Genomic DNA, 19,890 nt, shown 5'->3' on the forward strand with positions numbered 1-19,890 from the left:
TTCTTTTTTTTGAACTATATTTAATTTCTAAAAGAGTATTTATGTACACAATATTACATAATTCGCGTTGCGGAAAAAGTAGAGATGCAGTAAAGGTTTTGGAAGAGTCTGGAAAAGATTTTGAAATAAGAGAATATTTGAAAGAGCCTTTGACGAAAGATGAATTGAGAACTATTTTAACAAGACTAAATCTAAAACCAATTGATATAGTAAGGACAAATGAAGAAGATTGGAAAATAAATTTTAAAGGAAATGAACTTTCTGATGATGAAATTTTGAATGCTTTGGTTGAATATCCAAAATTGATTCAACGTCCAATAGTGACAGATGGAAAAAGTGGAATAGTAGGTCGTCCAAAAGAATTGGTAGAAAATTTTATTAAATAAAAATGGTTTGATAATTGTAAGTATTTCTAAGACTAAACATAAAAAGCTATGAAAATTTTAGATGCATTAACAAAAAATCAAACGGAGAAAGGAACTAAATAGGTTTATTAACAACAGCCGCTACAACGGGAGTAACGGTAGCTAAATTTTTGGGAAAACGTTCAATATATGGAATAATTGGTGGAGTAGCCGTAACATTGGCTGCAGAATATATCCGAAAAAAATATGAAAAGAAAGTTGAAGCTGAAAACGAAACTATTTTAGAGAATAAATAAAAAAAGAGTTTTGAAAAAAACTCTTTTTTGTATTATATATTTTTGTTTTGTTCTTCTGCATCACCAACCATATTTCGAACAATTCCTGGATTCGAATGTTTTTTCTTCATTTTCAAATTCAAGAATTCGACTAAAACAGAGAAGCCCATGGCAAAATAAATGTATCCTTTCGAAATGTGTTGATCAAACCCTTCTGCTAATAACGAAACGCCGATTAATAATAAGAATGATAAAGCCAACATTTTAACCGTTGGATGATCGTTCACAAATTTAGAAACCGCACTTGCTGAAAGCATCATAACTGCAACAGCAATAATTACAGCCGCAATCATAACCTCAATATGTTCTGCCATACCAACTGCTGTAATTACAGAATCTAATGAGAAAACAATATCTAAAATTAAGATTTGTACGATAGTTCCTGCAAAAGAATGGACTTTCACTTTTCCTCCGGTTTCTTCAACACCTTCTATTTTGTGGTGAATTTCTACAGTCGATTTATAAATCAAGAATAATCCTCCGATTAGTAAAATCAAATCTCGACCAGAGATTGCTAATTTTTCTAACCATTCGGTTGAAGTAATGCCAATCCATTCGCCAATATTGAATAGAGGAGTGGTAAGACTCATGACCCAACTTAGTGAGAATAAAAGGATAACACGTGTAAACATGGCTAAAAATAAACCAAGCTGTTGTGCTTTCTTTTGTTGATGTGCAGGCAATTTTCCTGACAAAATAGAAATAAAAACAATATTATCAATCCCTAAAACGATTTCTAACATTGTTAATGTAAATAATGCAACTAATGCATCTGGTTGTAAAAAAATACTAAAATCCATCGATTAATTTTGAAGTTTCGAAAATACAACGAAGAATAAGAATTAAAGTTTGAGTAATAATTATTTAATGTTAATTTAATATTAGAACTTATACAAAATTATTTACAGATTAAATCAATCAAATCGTTTTAGCAATATAGAATTAAACTTTACTTTTGCGAAAAAGACTTAGAATGATTTCAAAAGTTCAACTTCGGTTGCAGTTTCTCGTACTTCTTTGGGGATTTACAGGAGTTTTCGGAAAATTAGTTACAATGAGTGCGTTGTCAATGGTTTGGTATCGTGTTCTTATTGGGGCTATTGCTGTTTTTATTTATATGAAGTTCAGAAAAATGGATTTCAAGGTAACTAAAAACGAATTGTTGAAATTACTTGCTATCGGTGGAATTGTAGGAATACATTGGTTTACATTTTATTTGTCGATTAAACTTTCTAATATCTCAATTGCGTTGAGTACGTTGTCGATGGGCGCGCTTTTTAGTGCGATTTTAGAACCTATTTTTTTTAAACGAAAAATTAATCTGCTCGAAATAATTCTTGCTATAATCGTTTCCACTTGTGTAGCTGTTATTTTTAATGCATCACCAGAAGATTATAAATTGGGAATTATCATTGGTATTTTGTGTAGTTTTCTATCGGCATTATTTGCAGTTCTTAATTCGAGATTACCAAAGTCAATCAAACCAACTAAAGTTACTTTATACGAAATGATTGGTGGAGTTATCACACTTTCGGTGGTAATGATTCTTTTTCAGCCAGAAGCTATTTCTGAAGTTGTAAATATAAGTTGGTCAAACTTAGGATGGTTGACTTTGCTTGGCGTCATTTTTACAGCTTTTGCACAAATAGAATCAGTTGATTTGCTGAAACATGTTAGTGCTTTTACGTTGATGTTGAACGTAAATTTAGAACCAGTTTATGGCATCATTTTGGCAAGTCTTATTTTTGGAGATTCAGAACATATGAATCCTATATTTTATATTGCTACAGGGGTAATGGTACTTTCTATCATTATGAACGGAATATTAAAAACAAGATTTTCTAAATAATTTATTGTCAAAAAGACGCATTTGTTTTAAAGAATGCTTATCATTTAATATCTTTGCTTCAATTGAAAAGTAAACCATAATCACATGATACACTCTATTATTACAGGTGTTGGGCATTATGTTCCCGAAAGAGTTGTTACAAACTTTGATTTAGCTGAAGTGATGGATACCAATGACGAATGGATTCAGGAACGTACAGGGATTGTCGAAAGAAGACATATCGAGCCAGGTTCTAAGATTTCGTCTACAGATTTGGGAGTTATTGCGGCTAAAAATGCGTTAGAAGATGCAGGAATCACTGCTCAAGATATTGATTTTATATTATTTGCGACTTTATCTCCCGATTATTATTTTCCTGGAAATGGTGTATTGGTGCAAAAAGAGTTAGGTTGTCGTACAATTGGGGCAATGGATATTCGTAACCAGTGTTCTGGCTTTGTATATGCGTTATCAACGGCTGATGCTTTTATAAAAGCAGGAGTTTACAAAAATATTTTGGTGATTGGAGCAGAAGTGCACTCATTCGGATTGGATATGTCGGATGAAGGTCGTGGCGTTTCAGTAATTTTTGGAGATGGAGCAGGAGCAGTAATTGTTTCGGCAACGGAAGAAGAAGGACGTGGAATTTTATCGACTAATTTACATTCTGAAGGTGAATTTGCCGAAGAATTAGCAGTTACTTTCCCTGGAACAAAAACAGGTTGGTCAGACGAATTATTGAAAGAAGGTAATACGTTAACTAAAAAAGAGATTTATCCATATATGAATGGGAACTATGTTTTCAAGCATGCGGTAACTCGTTTTCCAGAATCAATTATCGAAGCTTTATCGACTGCGAATAAAAAGCCAGAAGATTTAGATTTATTTATTCCACATCAGGCGAATTTGCGTATTTCTCAATTTGTACAAAAACAATTGGGATTACCAGATGAGAAAGTTTATAACAATATTATGCGTTACGGAAATACTACGGCAGCATCTATTCCTATTGCATTGAGTGAAGCAAAACAAGAAGGTAAAATCAAAAAAGGTGACTTAGTAATGATGACTGCTTTTGGAGCAGGATTTACATGGGGCTCTGTTTTGATGAACTGGTAAGTAAGTTTGAATTTAGATTTACAAATTTAGAATATAAAAAAAACCTTCACTTTTTAGTGAGGGTTTTTTGGTTATATTTGATTGATTTAAAAAATTATTAATGAAATATTTATTGATTCTCATAATTGGTTTAATGAGTTGTTCGCAACATAAAATATCAAAAAATGTAAAGGATCAAGATTATATCTTTTTTCTCCATAATAAATATTTAGAAACGCATAACGATGGAGATTATGATACAGTCTATAAAACTAAAATTGAGTATTCTAAAGTTTTGAATTCATTCAAGAAAGACGGTTTTATTGTGATTAGTGAGAAAAGAAAGCCGAAAACAGACGGAATAAAATATGCAAAAAAGGTTGTTAAGCAAATTGATAGTTTGATTAATACAGGTGTTAAACCTAATCATATTACGGTTGTAGGAACTTCGAAAGGTGGTTACATTGCGCAATATGTATCAACTTTTAAAAATAATCCTCAAATCAACTATGTATTTATTGGTTCGTTTCAAGAAAGTGATTTAGAAGAAATGCCTGATATAAAATTTTCTGGAAATGTTTTAACCATTTACGAGAAGTCTGATGCATTTGGCGTTTCAGCTATAAAACGTAAAGAAAATTCAACCAATAAAATCAATCATTTCAAAGAAATTGAATTAAATAATGGCTTAAAGCATGGTTTTCTTTATAAAGCTCTTGATGAATGGATTGAACCAAGTAAAAAATGGGCGAGGAGAAATTATGATTTTAAATAAATGATTCATTTATAATTTTTCCTAAAAATCACTCGAACTGACAATTTTTATTCAATCTGTACAAGAAATATCTTATACAAAAAAAGGTTAGACTCTAAAAAAAATAGAATCTAACCCAAGTTTATTTTGTTACTTAAATACTATAAGAAATGGTGATATTAAGATTTCCTTACTTCAATTTTTTAGCAACATACATTTTTTCTGCTAATTGAACAGCTTTGTACGCATCAACAACACCGCCTGTTACAGAAATATCTGTTAAAGCAGGATTTTTGTTGACAGATTCTAACAATATTTGTTTGATATCTGTTGCAGTTAATTTAGGATAATGTGCCCAAACCAAAGCCGCAACTCCTGCTACAACTGGAGAAGCCATAGAAGTTCCGCTTTCATTTTTGTATTCCCCATCTTTATTAGGAACAGTAGAATATATTTCATTTCCTGGCGCAAAAACATCTACAGACTTTTTACCAAAATTAGAAAAACTTGCTCTTAAATTGTCATTATCCATTGTATTTGCTCCAACTGTAATTACGTTTTTAGAAACTTCTACACCTTTGTCGTCATAAACGGTAGGGAAGTGAATTTCGTCATCAATATTTACGTTTTCATTTCCTGCAGCTTTAATCAATAAAAGACCTTTTTTCTCAGCATATTTAAATGCATCCCAAACAATTTGTTTATCTGGAGAATAAGCTTTTCCAAAAGACATGTTCAAGATTTTTGCTCCATTATCTGCAGCATAACGAATGGCATTTGCAACGTCTTTATCGCGTTCGTCTCCATTTGGAACTGTACGAACTGACATGATTTTAACATAACCATTTCCTGCGATTCCATCCATTCCAATTCCGTTTCCAGATTTTGCCGCAATAATTCCAGAAACGTGCGTTCCGTGCATAGAATCAGGACCGTCTACATCATTATTTCCGTAAAAACGTTCTGATTTCTCAGCATAATTATCGCCAACAATTGGACGAGGATCTAATTCTGTATTCAAGTTAATTTCAACTTGTTCTTTGTAATATTTTGTTCCTTCTGAAATTTCATTTCCAACTTCTGTTAAGAAGTCTTTCATCGATTTTCCTTCCCAAGCTTCTTTCGGAACCATACCAAAAATAATCATCCCTTGTTGTGCTTCTTTAGAAACAGGTTTAAAAGACATCATATTTTTTTCATTCAAATCTTTTTCGCCCCATTCTTTAATCAAAGCAGGAAATGCAACCGAGAAAACATCATTCATCTGCGTATATTGTGCTGCATTTTGTTTTGCTTCGGCTAATTTATCTTCGAATGCAGGTTTTATTTTTTCATATTCTTCAAATTCTTTTGGGAATTTTGTTTTGTTTGAAGCTGCATCTTTACTTTTTTCGAATAAATCGCGGTATTTTACAAAAAGACGTGTTAATTCTAATGTATCTCCATCAACATTTTTACCATCTTTTCCTCCGATAAAATTCCAACCGTGAATATCATCAACATAACCATTTTTATCATCGTCAATTCCATTCCCAGCAATTTCTTTGGTATTTGTCCAAATATTATCTTTTAAATCTGGATGAGTAATCTCAACACCAGAATCTAGAACACCAACAATTAACTGTGAAGGTTTACGTTTTTTTGATTCTAAAAATTGCAACGCTTTTTGAGTATTAACACCATAAACACCACTTTCTTCGAAAGATTCGTGTTGCCAATATTTTTGATCAACTTTAGTTAAAGGTAGAGCAGTTGTCGTTTCTTGTGCGAACGATGCCCCACCAACAAACATGGCAACTGATATACTTAATAAGAATTTTTTCATAATTGATTTTATCTATATGTCGAGAAACAACCGAAATTGTTACATCTAAAATTATCTCGAGTTTAAACGCAAAAAAGGCTCCAAAATTTGAAGCCTTTTTATAATGTTGTGTTAAATTTAAAATTATTTCAATTTACGTTGTTTGTAAATTTCTTCAGCTTTTTGTACAGCTTTGTAAGAATCTACAACACCTCCAGCAACAGAAATCTCTTTTAATTGCTCATTTTTATTAACTGTTTCCATTAAGATATTACGAATATCTTCTGCAGTTAATTTTGGATAATGTGACCAAACCAACGCTGCAACACCAGCAACAGCAGGTGAAGCCATAGAAGTTCCGTTTAAGAAACGATATTGATCAACCCCTGGATATGTTGCATAAATCTCTTGTCCTGGTCCAAAAACATCTACCGATTTTTTACCATAGTTAGAGAAACGAGCTTTTAAAGCATTTGGATCTTTAGTAGAAGCACCAACCGTAAGAACAGATTTAGAAACAACATTTCCATTTCTAAAATTAGTTGGATAATGTACATGAACATCAATATCTTCGTTGCTATTTCCAGCCGCTTTAACGATTAAAACACCTTTATCAGAAGCATATTTGAACGCATCCCAAACTAAATCTGCATCAGGAGAATAAGGTTTTCCGAAAGACATATTCAAGATTTTTGCTCCATTGTCAACTGCGTAGTAAATTGCATTTGCAACATCTTTATCGCGTTCGTCTCCATTTGGAACTGTACGAACCGACATAATTTTTACATTATTTCCTCCAGTCGTTCCTTCAGAACCGATATTATTTCCTCTTACAGCACCGATAATTCCAGCAACGTGAGTTCCGTGAGAAGATTCAGGTCCGTTAGAATCACTGTTTCCATAAAAACGCTCTTTTTTATCATTTGGATTGTCAACATCTTTACGATCAACCAAATCTAAATTTAAGTGAGAAGATAAAGCATCTCCCTTCGCAGCACGACGAGCAGCTCCTAAATAGGTATTCGAAACTTCTTTCATCGTTTTCCCAACCCATTGCTCTTCTTTCAATTCACCAAAAATCCATAAAGCTTCTAAGATTTGAGAATCTGTTGGTTGGTAATTTTTTAAAATATCTTTAGTTAATTTAGTATCTCCAAATTCAAGAACCATTTTATTTACACCACCTTCAACTGCATTCAATTTAGATTGAGCAACTTGTTGGTTATATTTTGCTTTTCCTACAGCGCTTAAATATTCTTTTTCAATTTTTTGAAATTCAGCATATTCAGTAGGATTTTTTACAATAGCTTCATGATTTTTCTTTTGATCGAAAGTTGCGTATTTAGATGATAAAGCTTTGTAAACACGTGTTAATTCAGTGGTATCATCATTGTAATTGATTCCTTTTGCTGTTCCTAAAAAAGACCATCCATGTACGTCATCAATGTAACCATTTTTGTCATCATCGATTCCGTTTCCTGGAATTTCTTTTGGATTTGACCACATATTTGCTTTCAAATCTTCGTGGAAATTTTCAACACCACTGTCTAAAACTCCTACAATAATTGTATTAGCTTTTCTTTTGTTGTCTTTTAAGAATTGTAAAGCTTGATCAGTATTTACACCATAAACACCTGTTTGTTCTACACCTGCATGATACCATTTTTCTTTTGGTACCTCTGTTGTTTGTGCTTGAGCAAACCCTAATGTAAAGGCAAATCCTAAAGCAATAAATAATTTTCTCATGTTGTTATTTTATTAAGTTTTTTAAATATACTGCGGCACTTGGTCCTTCGCTAAAAAGTAAATCTAAGATACTCAAACCTTCTATAAACTCAAATTTATCATCAAAAACTTGTGCATATTCTGGTAAGTTATATTGAGGTGCTTTTTTAGCAGAAAATTGATTTCTGAAATCATTTTCAGGATTCAGATCTTGATAGGTTTCAGTTTTAGAAATCTCCAAATCTAAGCTTAATTTCTTGTTGATGAAATCAATTGTTTTTAGATTAAAATCTAAAAGAAATTTCTCTTTTTGTTCTAAAATTGGAATAATTTCATCTTCATAATATTCAAAATATGGAGAACTTTGATAAGCCGATTTCAATGATTTGATGTGTTCCTTTTGCCAATCGTATTCATAAGAAGGTTGTAAATCTTTGAACAAACGTGTTCCGTTGTGTAAGATTGGAATATTCAACATCAATTTACCATTTGCGCCCAAAATATACATGCGGTTACGGTAAGTTNNGTAAGTTTGCTTTTGAAAATTTTCTTGAACTTCGATATCCAAAGTTTGGCTTTTTACCATTTCTGCATAGTAATCAATCGGTCCAAAATAAAAAGCTGCAAACGTATTTTTCATTCTATTATTTTATATGGAAATGTGCATTACAAGTAGCTTATAATGCACATTTATAGTGTTGTTAATTTTATAATTTAGAGGATTTTATCGCTCTTTTTATTAATATTTGTTTTTCTTCTTCTCTTTACGAGCTTTTACAATATCGTATCCAATCCAACCAATTAAGGCAATTAAAACATAAATTCCGTACGAAGTTTTGTCTGGATTATCATTATTGATTGATGTAAAGAAACGGTTCCAAATAAATTTCTTAGGAGCAGCAGGCTCGAACATTCCGTTCATATTTGCCCAAATCATAATTGGACGACCAATGATGTGATCTTCTCCAACATATCCAAAGAAACGCGCATCTAACGATTGATTTCTATTATCTCCCATCATGAAGTAATAGTTTTGTTTGATTTCGTATTTATTTGTTTTTTGATCGTTAATGTACACATCAAACTTACCATTCGCAGAATCTACACGCAAACTATTGTGCTCGTATTTACGAATTACATTGATGTATTGTGCTAAGGTTTCTTTGTTTACATCAACTACATCACCTTTTTTCGGAATATATAAAGGTCCATATTGATCTGTATTCCACGTTTTGTTTACAGGGAAAATCGTATTTGTACTATCAATTTTTCCATTTACAATGTGCTCTGTTTTTTCACCAACTGGTTGTAAAATTGGTTCAACAGAAACTACATTTGCATTAGATTTCATTGCTGTAACATGAGCATCAGTCAAAGCAGCAAATTGATAAATAAATGTTCCGTCAGCTTGTTTTGCAGCGTTATAATCAGTACTAATAATTCCGAAATTATCGTATAATAATTTATCGCTGAAAGGAGATTTTACAATAACTGTATACGCATGTTGAACTTGTGCATCTTTTTTCGGAATGAATTTTTTATCATTTACATATAAAACTCCATTACGAACTTGAATCGTTTCACCTGGTAAACCTACCAAACGTTTTACATACGCATCTTTACGATCGATAGCAGAATAAACAGAATCTGTAGGATAGTTGAAGACAACAATATCGTTCGATTTTAAATCTCTCCAACCTGGAAGACGCATATAAGGCAAACGCGCTTTGTCGATAAAACCATCACGGTAAATGAACTCAGAAAATGGAATTCCGATCGGCGTCATAGGAACGCGCGCTCCGTGACTTACTTTTTCTACAAATAAAGCATCACCAATTTTGATTGTATTTTCCATTGATCCTGTAGGAACAATCATTGGTTGAATAAACCAGTTATGAACCAAAGTTGCCAAAACAAGGGCAAAAATTAAGGAAGAAACAAATGTTGGTTTGCGTTTTTCTGGTCCTAAATATTTTGGATTATCAGAATAATTAACTGCAAAAATGTATAAACCTAAAGTCAAAACCATAATGACTTTGTCTTTTGTTTCAATTTTTCCGTAAGAATCTCCTAAATCAACAAAGAATACTAACCAAAAAATAGGACCAACAATTGGCAAATAAAATAGAATAATCCACCATTTTGGACGATGAATAATTTCTAAACCTTTCCAGATATTTAGAAAAGGAATATAAGCTTGAATTGCTTGCTTTCCAGCATTTTTATATAATTTCCAAGTTGCAGCTCCAAAGATTATATTGGCAATAATAAAACCAATTAACCAGTAAATTAGTACATGCATAAGTTTTTGATATTTAGTATTTTAATTTAGTTTAGTTCAAGTACATCTTTCATTGTGAAAACACCTTGTTTATTACAAATCCATTCCGCAGCAATCACGGCACCTAAGGCAAAACCTTTGCGAGAATGCGCAGTATGAGAAATCTCAATAGTGTCTACATCAGAGTTATATTGTACGATATGTGTTCCAGGAACGTCCTCGATTCTTTTTGCTTCAACTGGAATAATATCTTTTGCCTTTTCGTCCATCGACCAAGAATTATATGTTGAATTGTCAATAATTCCTTCGGCAATTGTAATCGCTGTTCCAGAAGGTGCATCAAGTTTTTGTGTATGATGAATTTCTTCTAGATTAATTTGGTATTCGTTACGATATTTATTCATCATTCGAGCTAAAATAGAATTTAATTCGAAGAATAAATTAACGCCCAAACTAAAGTTAGAAGCATATAAAAAAGCGGTGTTATTTGAAATTGCTAAATGATTAATTTCTTCTTGTTTATCTAACCATCCTGTTGTTCCACAAATTGTTGCGACTTTATTTTCAAGTAACACTTTAAGGTTGTCGTAAGCAAATTCTGGTCTCGAAAATTCTATTGCAACTTCAACATCATTTAATTCTTCCGCAAGTGGAGTACGAGATATTTTAAGTACAACTTCGTGTCCGCGTTGAATTAAAATTTCTTCAATGGCTTTTCCCATTTTTCCGTATCCTATTAATGCAATTTTCATCTGTAATTTCTAAAATTTTAAGTTAAATGCCAATCCTAAAACTGGCTCTAATGTCATTTCATCTTGAATGATTGTTGGTTTGAATGACATTTCTGTGTCATTACGAACTGTAAATAAATGCGCATCAACAGTTGCATCAACAATATTTAATAAATAAGCTAATGCTGTTAAAGCGACACTATAATCGCGTTTTCGTTTGTAATCGTCTTGAATAACTGCCAATTGTTCTGCAGATAAAATTCCTGAGAATTCGTTTGGTGTTCCTTCTCTTACTGCAATGTACGCTTTTCGGTATTTTTTGTACAAATTATTGTAATAAATCGTGAAACCAGTTCCTGTTCCTACTAAACCTAAAGCGATTGGTGCTTTCAACCATTTTTTGTTGTACAATTGTCCTGCACCAGGTAAGATAGCCGAATACAAAGAGGCTCTAATTGGACTTTTTTCCATCAAAACTTCTTTAGTTACGCTCATCGTATCATTTACAATAACATTATTTTCGACAACTACTAAAGAGTCAGTTTTAACTTGACCAAAAGCAAACGTCGATGAAATCGTTAATCCAAGTAAGAATGCTTTAATTTTCATTTAAGAATTTTCTTAATCGTTCAAACTCATCATCAGAAGTAAAATTCAAAATGATTTTACCTTTTCCATTATTTGCACGTTTTATTTCAACTTTTGTATTCAATGAATTTGAAATAGAACTTAATGCTTCCTTGTACTGAGAAGGCAATTCATTTGTTGCTTTTTTCTCAGGTTTTCCTTCTTTTATCGATTTGATTAAACGTTCTGTATCACGAACAGATAAATTGTTTTTGACAATTTTTTCGTAAATATCAAATTGTAAATCAGTATCATCAATAGCCATTAAAGCGCGACCGTGTCCCATTGAAATCATTCCGTCACGAATTCCTGTTTGGATAATTGGGTCTAATTTTAATAAACGCAAATAATTGGTAATAGACGTTCTGTCTTTCCCAACACGTTTACTTAATTCTTCTTGTGTTAACTTGATTTCATCAATCAATTGTTGGTAAGAAAGTGCAATCTCGATCGCATCTAAATCTTGACGCTGAATATTTTCGACCAATGCCATTTCCAGCATTTCTTGGTCATTTGCTAAACGTACATAAGCTGGAATTGTTTTTTTACCAGCTAATTGTGAAGCGCGAAAACGTCTTTCACCAGAAATCAATTCATATTCACCAGTTGGTTTTTTACGAATCGTAATCGGTTGAATAACGCCTAATGTTTGAATAGACGAAACCAATTCCTCTAAAGCTTTTTTATCGAAATTAGTTCGTGGCTGCCAAGGATTCGCGGTGATTTTTTCTAAATCTATTTCCAAAATGTTTCCAACCAATTTCTTTGCACCTTCATCTTGTGCTGTTTTTACAGTTGGTTCATCCTTTAATAGAGCAGATAATCCACGTCCTAAGCGATTATTTTTGTTTGGCTTTGCCATTTTATTTAAACTGTATCGTTGTTGTTAATTAAAAATTCACGCGCTAAATTTAAGTAATTTTCTGCACCTTTACTTGCTGCGTCGTACTGAATAATTGTTTCGCCAAAACTTGGTGCTTCTGACAAACGTACATTTCGAGTAATAATTGTTTTGAAAACCATTTGCGGAAAATGATTGTTCACTTCGTCTAATACTTGATTAGAAAGGCGTAAACGCGAATCANNTCGTCTAAAACCTGATTAGAAAGACGTAAGCGCGAATCGTACATCGTCAACAATAAACCTTCAATATCCAGTTCTTTGTTGTGATGTTGTTGAATTCCTTTTATCGTATTTAATAATTTTCCTAAACCTTCTAATGCAAAATATTCGCACTGAATAGGAATAATCACAGAATCTGCAGCTGTAAGCGCATTCAAAGTAATTAAACCAAGTGAAGGCGCGCAATCTATAATAATATAATCATATTGATCTTTGATTTCTGATAGCGCGTTTTTTAACATGTATTCGCGGTTCTCGTAATCTACAATCTCAATCTCGGCAGCAACTAAATCTAAATGAGCAGGCATCAAGTCTAGGTTTGGCGATTCTGATTGTAAAATAGCTTTGCTCGCAANNAAGCACTTCATTTTCCAATACTTCATAGGTTCCAGCTTCGATTTCATCCAAATCAAAACCCAAACCAGATGTTGCATTTGCTTGCGGATCTGCGTCAATTAATAAAACTTTTTTCTCTAAAACACCTAATGAAGCGGCAAGGTTTAACGAAGTTGTCGTTTTACCAACACCACCTTTTTGGTTAGCAATAGCAATAATTTTACCCATAATTTACGTTCAAAACGATTTCAAAAATACAATATTTAACCTTGCTAAACCTTAAAGAAAAAATAAATTTTTGAATAATTGTTGAATATTTGTTTTACATCATAAAACATCAGTTCTGTAAAGCTAAATTTTAATATTATTTTATCTTTTTAACAGAATTAAAAAACTTATATTTGCGACAAGTATTTTTATAATTTTTTTAATAAAAAAAGTTGATGAGTTTTAACCTTTTATTCGAAAGCGTTGAGAATAGAAAGAGCTTTAACGCAGTAGTTTTAATGAATAGAAACGAATTTAAGAATTATTCTTTCCCCTTATTGCTTCGCAATGTATATTATGCGATACGTCTGTAATACCCTAAATTTTTTCTCGCAAAATTTTTAGAATTATTCAACACACGTAACATTTATAAAGCATAATGAAAACTAAATACATAGATTTAATCACGCAATCATTTGACTTTCCACAAGATGAATTTGAATTAGATGGAGAGTACTTAAAATTTAATGGAATTGACCTAAAAGCTTTGGTCGAAGAACATGGAACCCCATTGAAATTTACTTATTTACCTAAAATTTCGCAAAATATACAAAAAGCGAAAGGTTGGTTTGAGAAAGCGCGTGAAGAGTTAAACTATGAAGGAACTTACAATTATTGTTATTGTACAAAAAGTTCTCACTTTCGTCACATTTTAGGCGAAGCATTAAAAAACGATATTCATATCGAAACATCTTCTGCATTTGACATTAATATTGTCGAAAATTTGATTGGAGAAGGTTTGATTACAGACGATCAGTATGTTGTTTGTAACGGTTTCAAGCGTGAGGAATATGTAGAAAATATTGCTCGTTTGGTAAATAGCGGACATCGTAAAACAATCACAGTGATTGATAATTACGAAGAAGTTGATTTGTTTTCAGAAGCAATTGAAGGTGATTTTGAAATCGGAATTCGTATTGCATCTGAAGAAGAGCCAAAATTTGAGTTTTATACCTCTCGTTTAGGAATTGGGTACAAGGATATTGTACCGTTTTATCAAACAATGGTAAAACCAAATGAACGCATTAAACTGAAAATGCTTCATTTCTTTATCAATACAGGAATTAAAGACAATTCATATTATTGGAATGAGTTGACAAAATGTTTGAGAGTTTATGTAAACCTTAAAAAAGTTTGTCCAGAATTAGATAGTTTGAATATTGGTGGTGGATTCCCAATCAAAAATTCGTTGAATTTCGAATATGATTACGAATACATGGCGAAAGAAATCTTGTTGCAAATTAAAATGATTTGTGATGAAGAAGGAATTGCTGTTCCAAATATTTTTACAGAATTTGGTTCGTTTACAGTTGGAGAAAGTGGAGGAGTAGTCTACAAAATTCTTTATCAAAAGAAACAAAATGATAAAGAGTATTGGGATATGATCGATTCTTCTTTTATGACAACTTTGCCAGATGCTTGGGCAATTTCGAAACGATTTGTAATGTTACCAATTAACCGTTGGTACGATAAGTATGAACGTGTATTATTAGGAGGTTTAACATGTGATTCTGACGATTATTACAATTCAGAACAGCATGTAAATGCTATTTATCTTCCGAAATATGATCAAGCAAAACCATTGTATATCGGTTTCTTTAATACAGGAGCATATCAAGATAATATTAGTGGTTTTGGTGGAATTAATCACTGTTTAATTCCTCAGCCCAAATATATTTTGATTGATGAAAATTATGAAGCAAAAGTATATTCTGAAGAACAAACGCATCAAGATGTGTTGAATACTTTGGGATACAAATAATTGAATTTTAAATAAATAAAAAACAAATAAAATGAGTAAAGGACCAATCAGTCAGTTTATAGAACATAACTATAGACACTTTAATGCAGCTGCTTTAGTTGACGCTGCAAAAGGATATGAGCAACACTTGTTAGAAGGTGGTAAAATGTTAATTTCTTTGGGTGGAGCAATGTCTACTGCTGAATTAGGAATTTCATTAGCTGAAATGATTCGCCAAGATAAAGTGCACATCATTTCTTGTACAGGAGCAAATTTAGAAGAAGACGTAATGAATTTAGTTGCGCATTCTCACTATAAAAGAATTCCAAATTACCGTGATTTAACACCAGAGCAAGAGCGCGAATTGTTAGATACACACTTCAACCGTGTTACAGATACTTGTATTCCAGAAGAGGAGGCTTTTCGTCGTTTACAAGAGCATTTAGAGAATGTTTGGCATGCAGCAGAAGAAAAAGGTGAGCGTTATTTACCACACGAATTTTTATACCAAGTTGTAAATTCTGGAGTTTTAGAGCAATACTACGAAATTGATCCGAAAGATTCTTGGATTGTTGCTGCTGCTGAGAAAAATTTACCTATCGTTTGTCCAGGTTGGGAAGACTCTACAACAGGAAACATTTTTGCGTCTAACGTAATCAAAGGAAATTTAAAAGCGTCTACAGTAAAATCTGGAATTGAGTACATGATTTACTTAACAGAGTGGTATCGTGCTAATTCTGATGGTAAAGGTGTAGGTTTCTTCCAAATTGCTGGTGGTATCTCTGGAGATTTCCCAATTTGTGTTGTTCCAATGATGTACCAAGATTTAGAGTGGACAGATGTTCCTTTCTGGGCGTATTTCTGTCAAATTTCTGATTCTACAACATCTTACGGATCTTATTCTGGAGCAGTTCCAAATGAGAAAATTACATGGGGTAAATTAGATGTTGATACACCAAAATATATGATAGAATCTGATGCGACTATTGTTGCTCCATTGATTTTCAACTATATTTTAGGAAACTAATCAATAGAATATATTAAGCATAAAAAAACCACTTCGATTGAAGTGGTTTTTTTGTTATATATCGTTCCGATAATTAATCTTTCATTGCTTCACCAGCTTTTCTATGCGTAAATTTTCCATAGATATGTCTTCTTGCAAAACGGCTTGGAGAATCAGAATTTACCATTTTGATGTACGTATTTTTAGGAACGCCAAAATACTCGTAATGATTTCCATCTAAATGTTCTACTTTCAAAATTTGTTCATCCATATAAAAATCATGAATGTTAGATTTTGCAGTTGTAATCGTATATTCTTCTTTGTTTTTTTCGTGCGTTTCAGGATTAATACTTACTAAAAAGTGGTATGCTTCGATCACAACTTTACTTTTTTCTTCAGCTTCTATTTTACCTGCTTCGTCGTTGATAAATTTATCAGGATGCGCATCTTTCATCGTGTTTCTGTAAATTGTTTTCAACTCTTTTAGAGTTACATTTTTATCAACTCCAAGTAATTTTCTGTGTTCTACAACGCTTTTCATAATTATAATCCTTTTTTCGGAGTGCAAAAGTACGGATTATAAATCACGAAATGCGCTTAATATCCATAAGTTTCGTTAAGGTTATGATAAATAATTTTCTTTTTGTTGAGAATTTGATATTTCAATTCCAATACTATCCTTGTTTATAGAAATCAGTTTAGCTTGCTGAATAGGTTCGTTTTCGTATTCATATAACTTTGGATCATCAAAATTAATATTTAATGTTTCAGAAACAATGTCACTATAATCTGGTCTCGCGATATTGTTTGATTTTTCTAAAATAGGAAATTTAGATTCAGAATTATAGATATAAGCACGTTTCATTGCCATAACTTTTTTCGTAACTACTATTTTATATTCATCGTTTACTTTAATGGTTTGAATTGTATTCATATTGAATAAAAAACTAACGATAGATAGAAACGGAATTGCCATTGGTAAAATGCTCAATCCAACTAAAGCAAAAAGTAAAAAACCATAAATTTTGATATAGATAATTTTCCAAAATTTAATAACGATGTAAAAGGTGAAAATAATCCAAGTCCAAGCAAGAATTTGATAGGTATATTCTCCTTTTAAATTCAACCCCATAAGGTTTAAACTCAATAAAAATAAAATGAGGAGAACTGAAGAAATGATGTAGATTTTGAGTGATTTTGGCATTTAGGTTATGATTTATTTTTTCGAATATACATTATTTATATGATTTAATCGTTTTGTGTAAAATGAATTATCTCGAATATTTTTGTAATTTTAAGCAAGCTAACAACAAACAAAATAAGTATGAAATTGAAAGACGTTCCTGAATTGAAAAATTCTATTTTAGATCTTCCTTCAAAAGAAAAAGATAAACTTCTTTTGCGTCTTATCAATAAAGATGAAACTTTAGTAGAACATTTGCATTTTCAATTATTAGAGGATGAAAATGATTTGCAAGATCGTGTAAAAAATATTTATGAAAAGATTGATTTGCAGTTTGAAAAGTCTCATCACTTAATTAATCATATTAACATAAATAGAAGTCATCGTCAATTGTTGTTGACGTTAAAAACATTGAGTGGAATTGTGAATTATCATGTTCAAATCACGAAAGATAAAGTGTCAGAATTTGAATTGAGAAAATATATCATTCAAGAATCTTTTAGTCGTTATCCTTATCTTTTTGAAACTTATACAACAGGAGATAATGCAGAAAAATTATACAACTATCAACATGGGAGATTGAAATTGATTTTTTCTATTTTTAATAAATTTCATGAAGATTTAAAATTTGATTACCAGAACGATATTGATGAAATTAATACTTTTTTAAGAAAAACTCCTATAAATTTTAAACTTCAATAGTTCTTTTAAACAAAAGGTTGCTTATCTAATATTGTATAAAATAATAATTAAATTTACTATAATTGACTTATTATTAATTGGTTTGGTCTATTTTTTGTTAGTCTTAAAAATAGTGGATTAGCAAATTATTAATTTAATTTATTGTTAAATAACGAAAAAAGTATAGTTAGTTCTGTGTAAACCGAACTAACTATTTTATATTTGCATGGTTTTGTAGATTATACACATTATGAATATAAAAAATCAAGCATGTAATTCGGATCTTTTTTGCAGCTTTAGTGCTTTTTTGGAAAGAACTTACAGTTTTCCTCCATTGACAGCTAAGTTGCAAGCATACATGATTTTAGAGTCTGATGAGGAAGGATTCACGTTTGAAGAGCTTCTTGAGATTTTTAATGTTAGTAAAAGTTCCTTATCAAACTCTATTAACTACTTACTATCGATGAAACACATCGAGTACATAAATAAAATTAACTCTAGAAAAAGATATTTTAGATTAAATTTTAATTATTTGACAGAGAAATTAGATTTTTTATTTGAAATGATTTCTCAAGATATAGGTTATACAAATCGAATAAAAGAACATAAACTAGCGAATAATACGCTTTCTAAAAATGTTGAAAATAGAGTAGTTGATATCTATTTGGAACATCTTAATCAAACAAAAGTGATATTAGACGAAACAATACAAAAAATAAATAAAATTCAACTAGAAAATAAGTAAAAGTAATATGAAAAACGTTAACGTTATAATGGTTGGTGCTTTGGCAATAGCTTTGAGTTCTTGTGGAAAGAAAGACAATGTTGCTGCTCAACAAGCACAAGGTCCAACGCCTTATCCGGTAGTTGATGTGCCTACGAAAGTGGTGACGAGTTATGATGAATACCCTGCAAATATTCAAGGTATCGTAAATAATGATGTTCGTGCAAAAATCCAAGGATACATTACAGAAGTTTATGTTGATGAAGGCCAATATGTACAAGCTGGTCAGCCTTTGTTCAAATTAGAAACAAATGTTTTAACTCAAAATGCGGATGCTTTAAAATCTGGTGTTGGTGCTGCGCAAGCTAATGTAAAAGCGGCTCAGGCTAATGTAAGTGCAGCGCAAGCGGCAGTGCAAGCAGCTCAGGTAGAGGTGAACAAATTAACTCCTTTGGTACAGAAAAACATTATTAGTAATGTACAATTAGAAACTGCAAAAGCTAATCTAGCAAAAGCACAAGCGAGTTTCAATCAAGCTGTAGCGGCTAAGTCTCAAGCGCAGGCTGGTGTTACTCAAGCGCAAGCAAGTTATAAAGGAGCGCAAGCAAATGTTGACTATTCTGTTGTAAGAGCACCTATTAGTGGAGTAGTTGGTTCTATTAATTCTCGTCAAGGGACATTAGTTGGTCCTACGGATCAAACTCCAATTACTACAGTTTCAAATACAAGTAGAGTATATGCTTATTTCTCTATGAATGAGAAAGAGTATTTAAACTTTATTTCTAAATCTGAAGGATCAACTTTAAAAGATAAATTAAACAAAATTCCAGCAGTTGAATTAGTATTAGCTAATGGAGATGTTTATCCTGAGAAAGGTAAAATACAAACTGTAACTGGTCAAATTAATCCAACAACAGGGACAATTGATTTCCGTGTTACGTTCAATAATGAGGCTAAGCTTTTGGCAAATGGTAACTCAGGGCGTATTCGTGTTCCAAAAACTTATGTTGATGTATTGGTTGTGCCAGAGGCTGCAACGTTTGAACAACAAGGTATGACTTATGTTTACAAAGTAACAAAAGATACAGCTTACGCAACGCCAATTACTGTAGTAGAAAGAGCGAATAATATGGCAGTTGTAAAAGACGGAGTGAAAAAAGGTGATAAAGTTGTTGCACAAGGTGTAGGAAAACTACGTGATAAAACAGCTGTTAAACCAACTCCAGCAAACTTTGATCAAATCGTAGAATCTACAAAAACGGTATTCTAAATTGTAAATAGA

Annotated in this window: 20 protein-coding genes and 1 pseudogene; 10 read left to right on the top strand and 11 right to left on the bottom strand. The window is 31.8% G+C overall.

All coding sequences use genetic code 11. From position 1 onward, the window contains the following. Positions 1–41: 41 nt before the first annotated feature. Positions 42–386 carry an arsenate reductase family protein gene (locus tag B4L98_RS12530; protein ID WP_286494920.1) on the top strand — a complete coding sequence of 115 codons (345 nt, stop codon included), beginning with the start codon at positions 42–44 and terminating at the stop codon, positions 384–386. A gap of 149 nt (positions 387–535) precedes the next feature. Next, a complete protein-coding gene (locus tag B4L98_RS12535) occupies positions 536–661 on the top strand; it encodes a hypothetical protein (RefSeq protein WP_291072458.1) in 126 nt (41 codons plus the stop codon). A gap of 32 nt (positions 662–693) precedes the next feature. On the opposite strand, the gene B4L98_RS12540 is transcribed toward B4L98_RS12535, so the two are convergent. Further along, positions 694–1,500 (bottom strand): TerC family protein, encoded by an 807-nt coding sequence (locus tag B4L98_RS12540; protein ID WP_125350055.1) that lies wholly within the window; start codon positions 1,498–1,500, stop codon positions 694–696. A 173-nt stretch (positions 1,501–1,673) separates the two neighbouring features. Between B4L98_RS12540 and B4L98_RS12545 the strand changes: the two genes are divergently transcribed. The 3 genes from B4L98_RS12545 (at position 1,674) to B4L98_RS12555 (ending at position 4,401) form a co-directional block, all read left to right on the top strand. Further along, the gene (locus B4L98_RS12545; protein ID WP_286494919.1) at positions 1,674–2,549 is read left to right on the top strand and encodes a DMT family transporter; all 876 of its coding nucleotides are present in this window, start codon (positions 1,674–1,676) and stop codon (positions 2,547–2,549) included. Positions 2,550–2,633: 84 nt separating this feature from the next. Beyond that, complete coding sequence (locus B4L98_RS12550; RefSeq protein ID WP_286494918.1) at positions 2,634–3,647, top strand: beta-ketoacyl-ACP synthase III; 1,014 nt, start codon at positions 2,634–2,636, stop codon at positions 3,645–3,647. A gap of 100 nt (positions 3,648–3,747) precedes the next feature. Further along, positions 3,748–4,401, top strand: coding sequence for a dienelactone hydrolase family protein (locus B4L98_RS12555; protein WP_219033984.1), 654 nt, complete (start codon positions 3,748–3,750; stop codon positions 4,399–4,401). A 169-nt stretch (positions 4,402–4,570) separates the two neighbouring features. Here the strand turns inward: B4L98_RS12555 and B4L98_RS12560 are convergent, their stop codons facing one another. The 8 genes and pseudogenes from B4L98_RS12560 to B4L98_RS12595 form a co-directional block, all read right to left on the bottom strand. Then, positions 4,571–6,205: a S8 family peptidase gene (locus B4L98_RS12560; protein WP_291078348.1), complete on the bottom strand. Its 1,635-nt coding sequence runs from the start codon at positions 6,203–6,205 to the stop codon at positions 4,571–4,573. Positions 6,206–6,328: 123 nt separating this feature from the next. Next, the gene (locus B4L98_RS12565; protein ID WP_291078349.1) at positions 6,329–7,930 is read right to left on the bottom strand and encodes a S8 family serine peptidase; all 1,602 of its coding nucleotides are present in this window, start codon (positions 7,928–7,930) and stop codon (positions 6,329–6,331) included. Positions 7,931–7,934: 4 nt separating this feature from the next. Then, positions 7,935–8,549 carry a WbqC family protein gene (locus B4L98_RS12570; RefSeq protein WP_291078350.1) on the bottom strand — a complete coding sequence of 205 codons (615 nt, stop codon included), beginning with the start codon at positions 8,547–8,549 and terminating at the stop codon, positions 7,935–7,937. Between the two features lie 99 nt (positions 8,550–8,648). Further along, a complete protein-coding gene (gene lepB, locus B4L98_RS12575; RefSeq protein WP_180904453.1) occupies positions 8,649–10,211 on the bottom strand; it encodes a signal peptidase I in 1,563 nt (520 codons plus the stop codon). Between the two features lie 26 nt (positions 10,212–10,237). Beyond that, positions 10,238–10,942, bottom strand: coding sequence for a 4-hydroxy-tetrahydrodipicolinate reductase (dapB, locus tag B4L98_RS12580; protein WP_291078351.1), 705 nt, complete (start codon positions 10,940–10,942; stop codon positions 10,238–10,240). A 9-nt stretch (positions 10,943–10,951) separates the two neighbouring features. Continuing rightward, positions 10,952–11,530, bottom strand: a complete 579-nt coding sequence (locus B4L98_RS12585) for a DUF5683 domain-containing protein (protein ID WP_038330578.1) — start codon at positions 11,528–11,530, stop codon at positions 10,952–10,954. After that, positions 11,520–12,410 (bottom strand): ParB/RepB/Spo0J family partition protein, encoded by an 891-nt coding sequence (locus B4L98_RS12590; RefSeq protein WP_038330580.1) that lies wholly within the window; start codon positions 12,408–12,410, stop codon positions 11,520–11,522. Before B4L98_RS12590 ends, B4L98_RS12585 begins: the two co-directional genes overlap by 11 nt. Before the next feature lie 5 nt (positions 12,411–12,415). Further along, positions 12,416–13,234 (bottom strand): annotated as a pseudogene (locus B4L98_RS12595) (ParA family protein). Between the two features lie 418 nt (positions 13,235–13,652). Here B4L98_RS12595 and B4L98_RS12600 point away from each other — a divergent pair. Beyond that, on the top strand, positions 13,653–15,035 hold the full coding sequence (locus tag B4L98_RS12600) for a decarboxylase (protein ID WP_038330584.1): 1,383 nt from the start codon (positions 13,653–13,655) through the stop codon (positions 15,033–15,035). 31 nt (positions 15,036–15,066) lie between these two features. Then, on the top strand, positions 15,067–16,041 hold the full coding sequence (locus B4L98_RS12605) for a deoxyhypusine synthase family protein (RefSeq protein ID WP_219033979.1): 975 nt from the start codon (positions 15,067–15,069) through the stop codon (positions 16,039–16,041). A 73-nt stretch (positions 16,042–16,114) separates the two neighbouring features. Here the strand turns inward: B4L98_RS12605 and B4L98_RS12610 are convergent, their stop codons facing one another. Both B4L98_RS12610 and B4L98_RS12615 read right to left on the bottom strand, forming a co-directional pair. Next, complete coding sequence (locus B4L98_RS12610; protein ID WP_038330588.1) at positions 16,115–16,561, bottom strand: KTSC domain-containing protein; 447 nt, start codon at positions 16,559–16,561, stop codon at positions 16,115–16,117. 81 nt (positions 16,562–16,642) lie between these two features. Beyond that, positions 16,643–17,152, bottom strand: coding sequence for a hypothetical protein (locus B4L98_RS12615; RefSeq protein WP_125350059.1), 510 nt, complete (start codon positions 17,150–17,152; stop codon positions 16,643–16,645). A gap of 192 nt (positions 17,153–17,344) precedes the next feature. Between B4L98_RS12615 and B4L98_RS12620 the strand changes: the two genes are divergently transcribed. The 3 genes from B4L98_RS12620 to B4L98_RS12630 all read left to right on the top strand — a co-directional run bounded on the left by B4L98_RS12620 (position 17,345) and on the right by B4L98_RS12630 (position 19,878). Then, entirely contained in the window at positions 17,345–17,905 is a 561-nt protein-coding gene (locus tag B4L98_RS12620; RefSeq protein ID WP_125350060.1) for a hypothetical protein, read from the top strand. Positions 17,906–18,134: 229 nt separating this feature from the next. Then, the gene (locus B4L98_RS12625; protein ID WP_038330593.1) at positions 18,135–18,629 is read left to right on the top strand and encodes a GbsR/MarR family transcriptional regulator; all 495 of its coding nucleotides are present in this window, start codon (positions 18,135–18,137) and stop codon (positions 18,627–18,629) included. Between the two features lie 7 nt (positions 18,630–18,636). Next, positions 18,637–19,878 (top strand): efflux RND transporter periplasmic adaptor subunit, encoded by a 1,242-nt coding sequence (locus B4L98_RS12630; protein WP_291078354.1) that lies wholly within the window; start codon positions 18,637–18,639, stop codon positions 19,876–19,878. Positions 19,879–19,890 lie beyond the last annotated feature (12 nt).

The sequence above is a fragment of the Empedobacter sp. UBA5528 genome (assembly GCF_002426075.1).
Lineage (GTDB): Bacteria > Bacteroidota > Bacteroidia > Flavobacteriales > Weeksellaceae > Empedobacter > Empedobacter falsenii_B.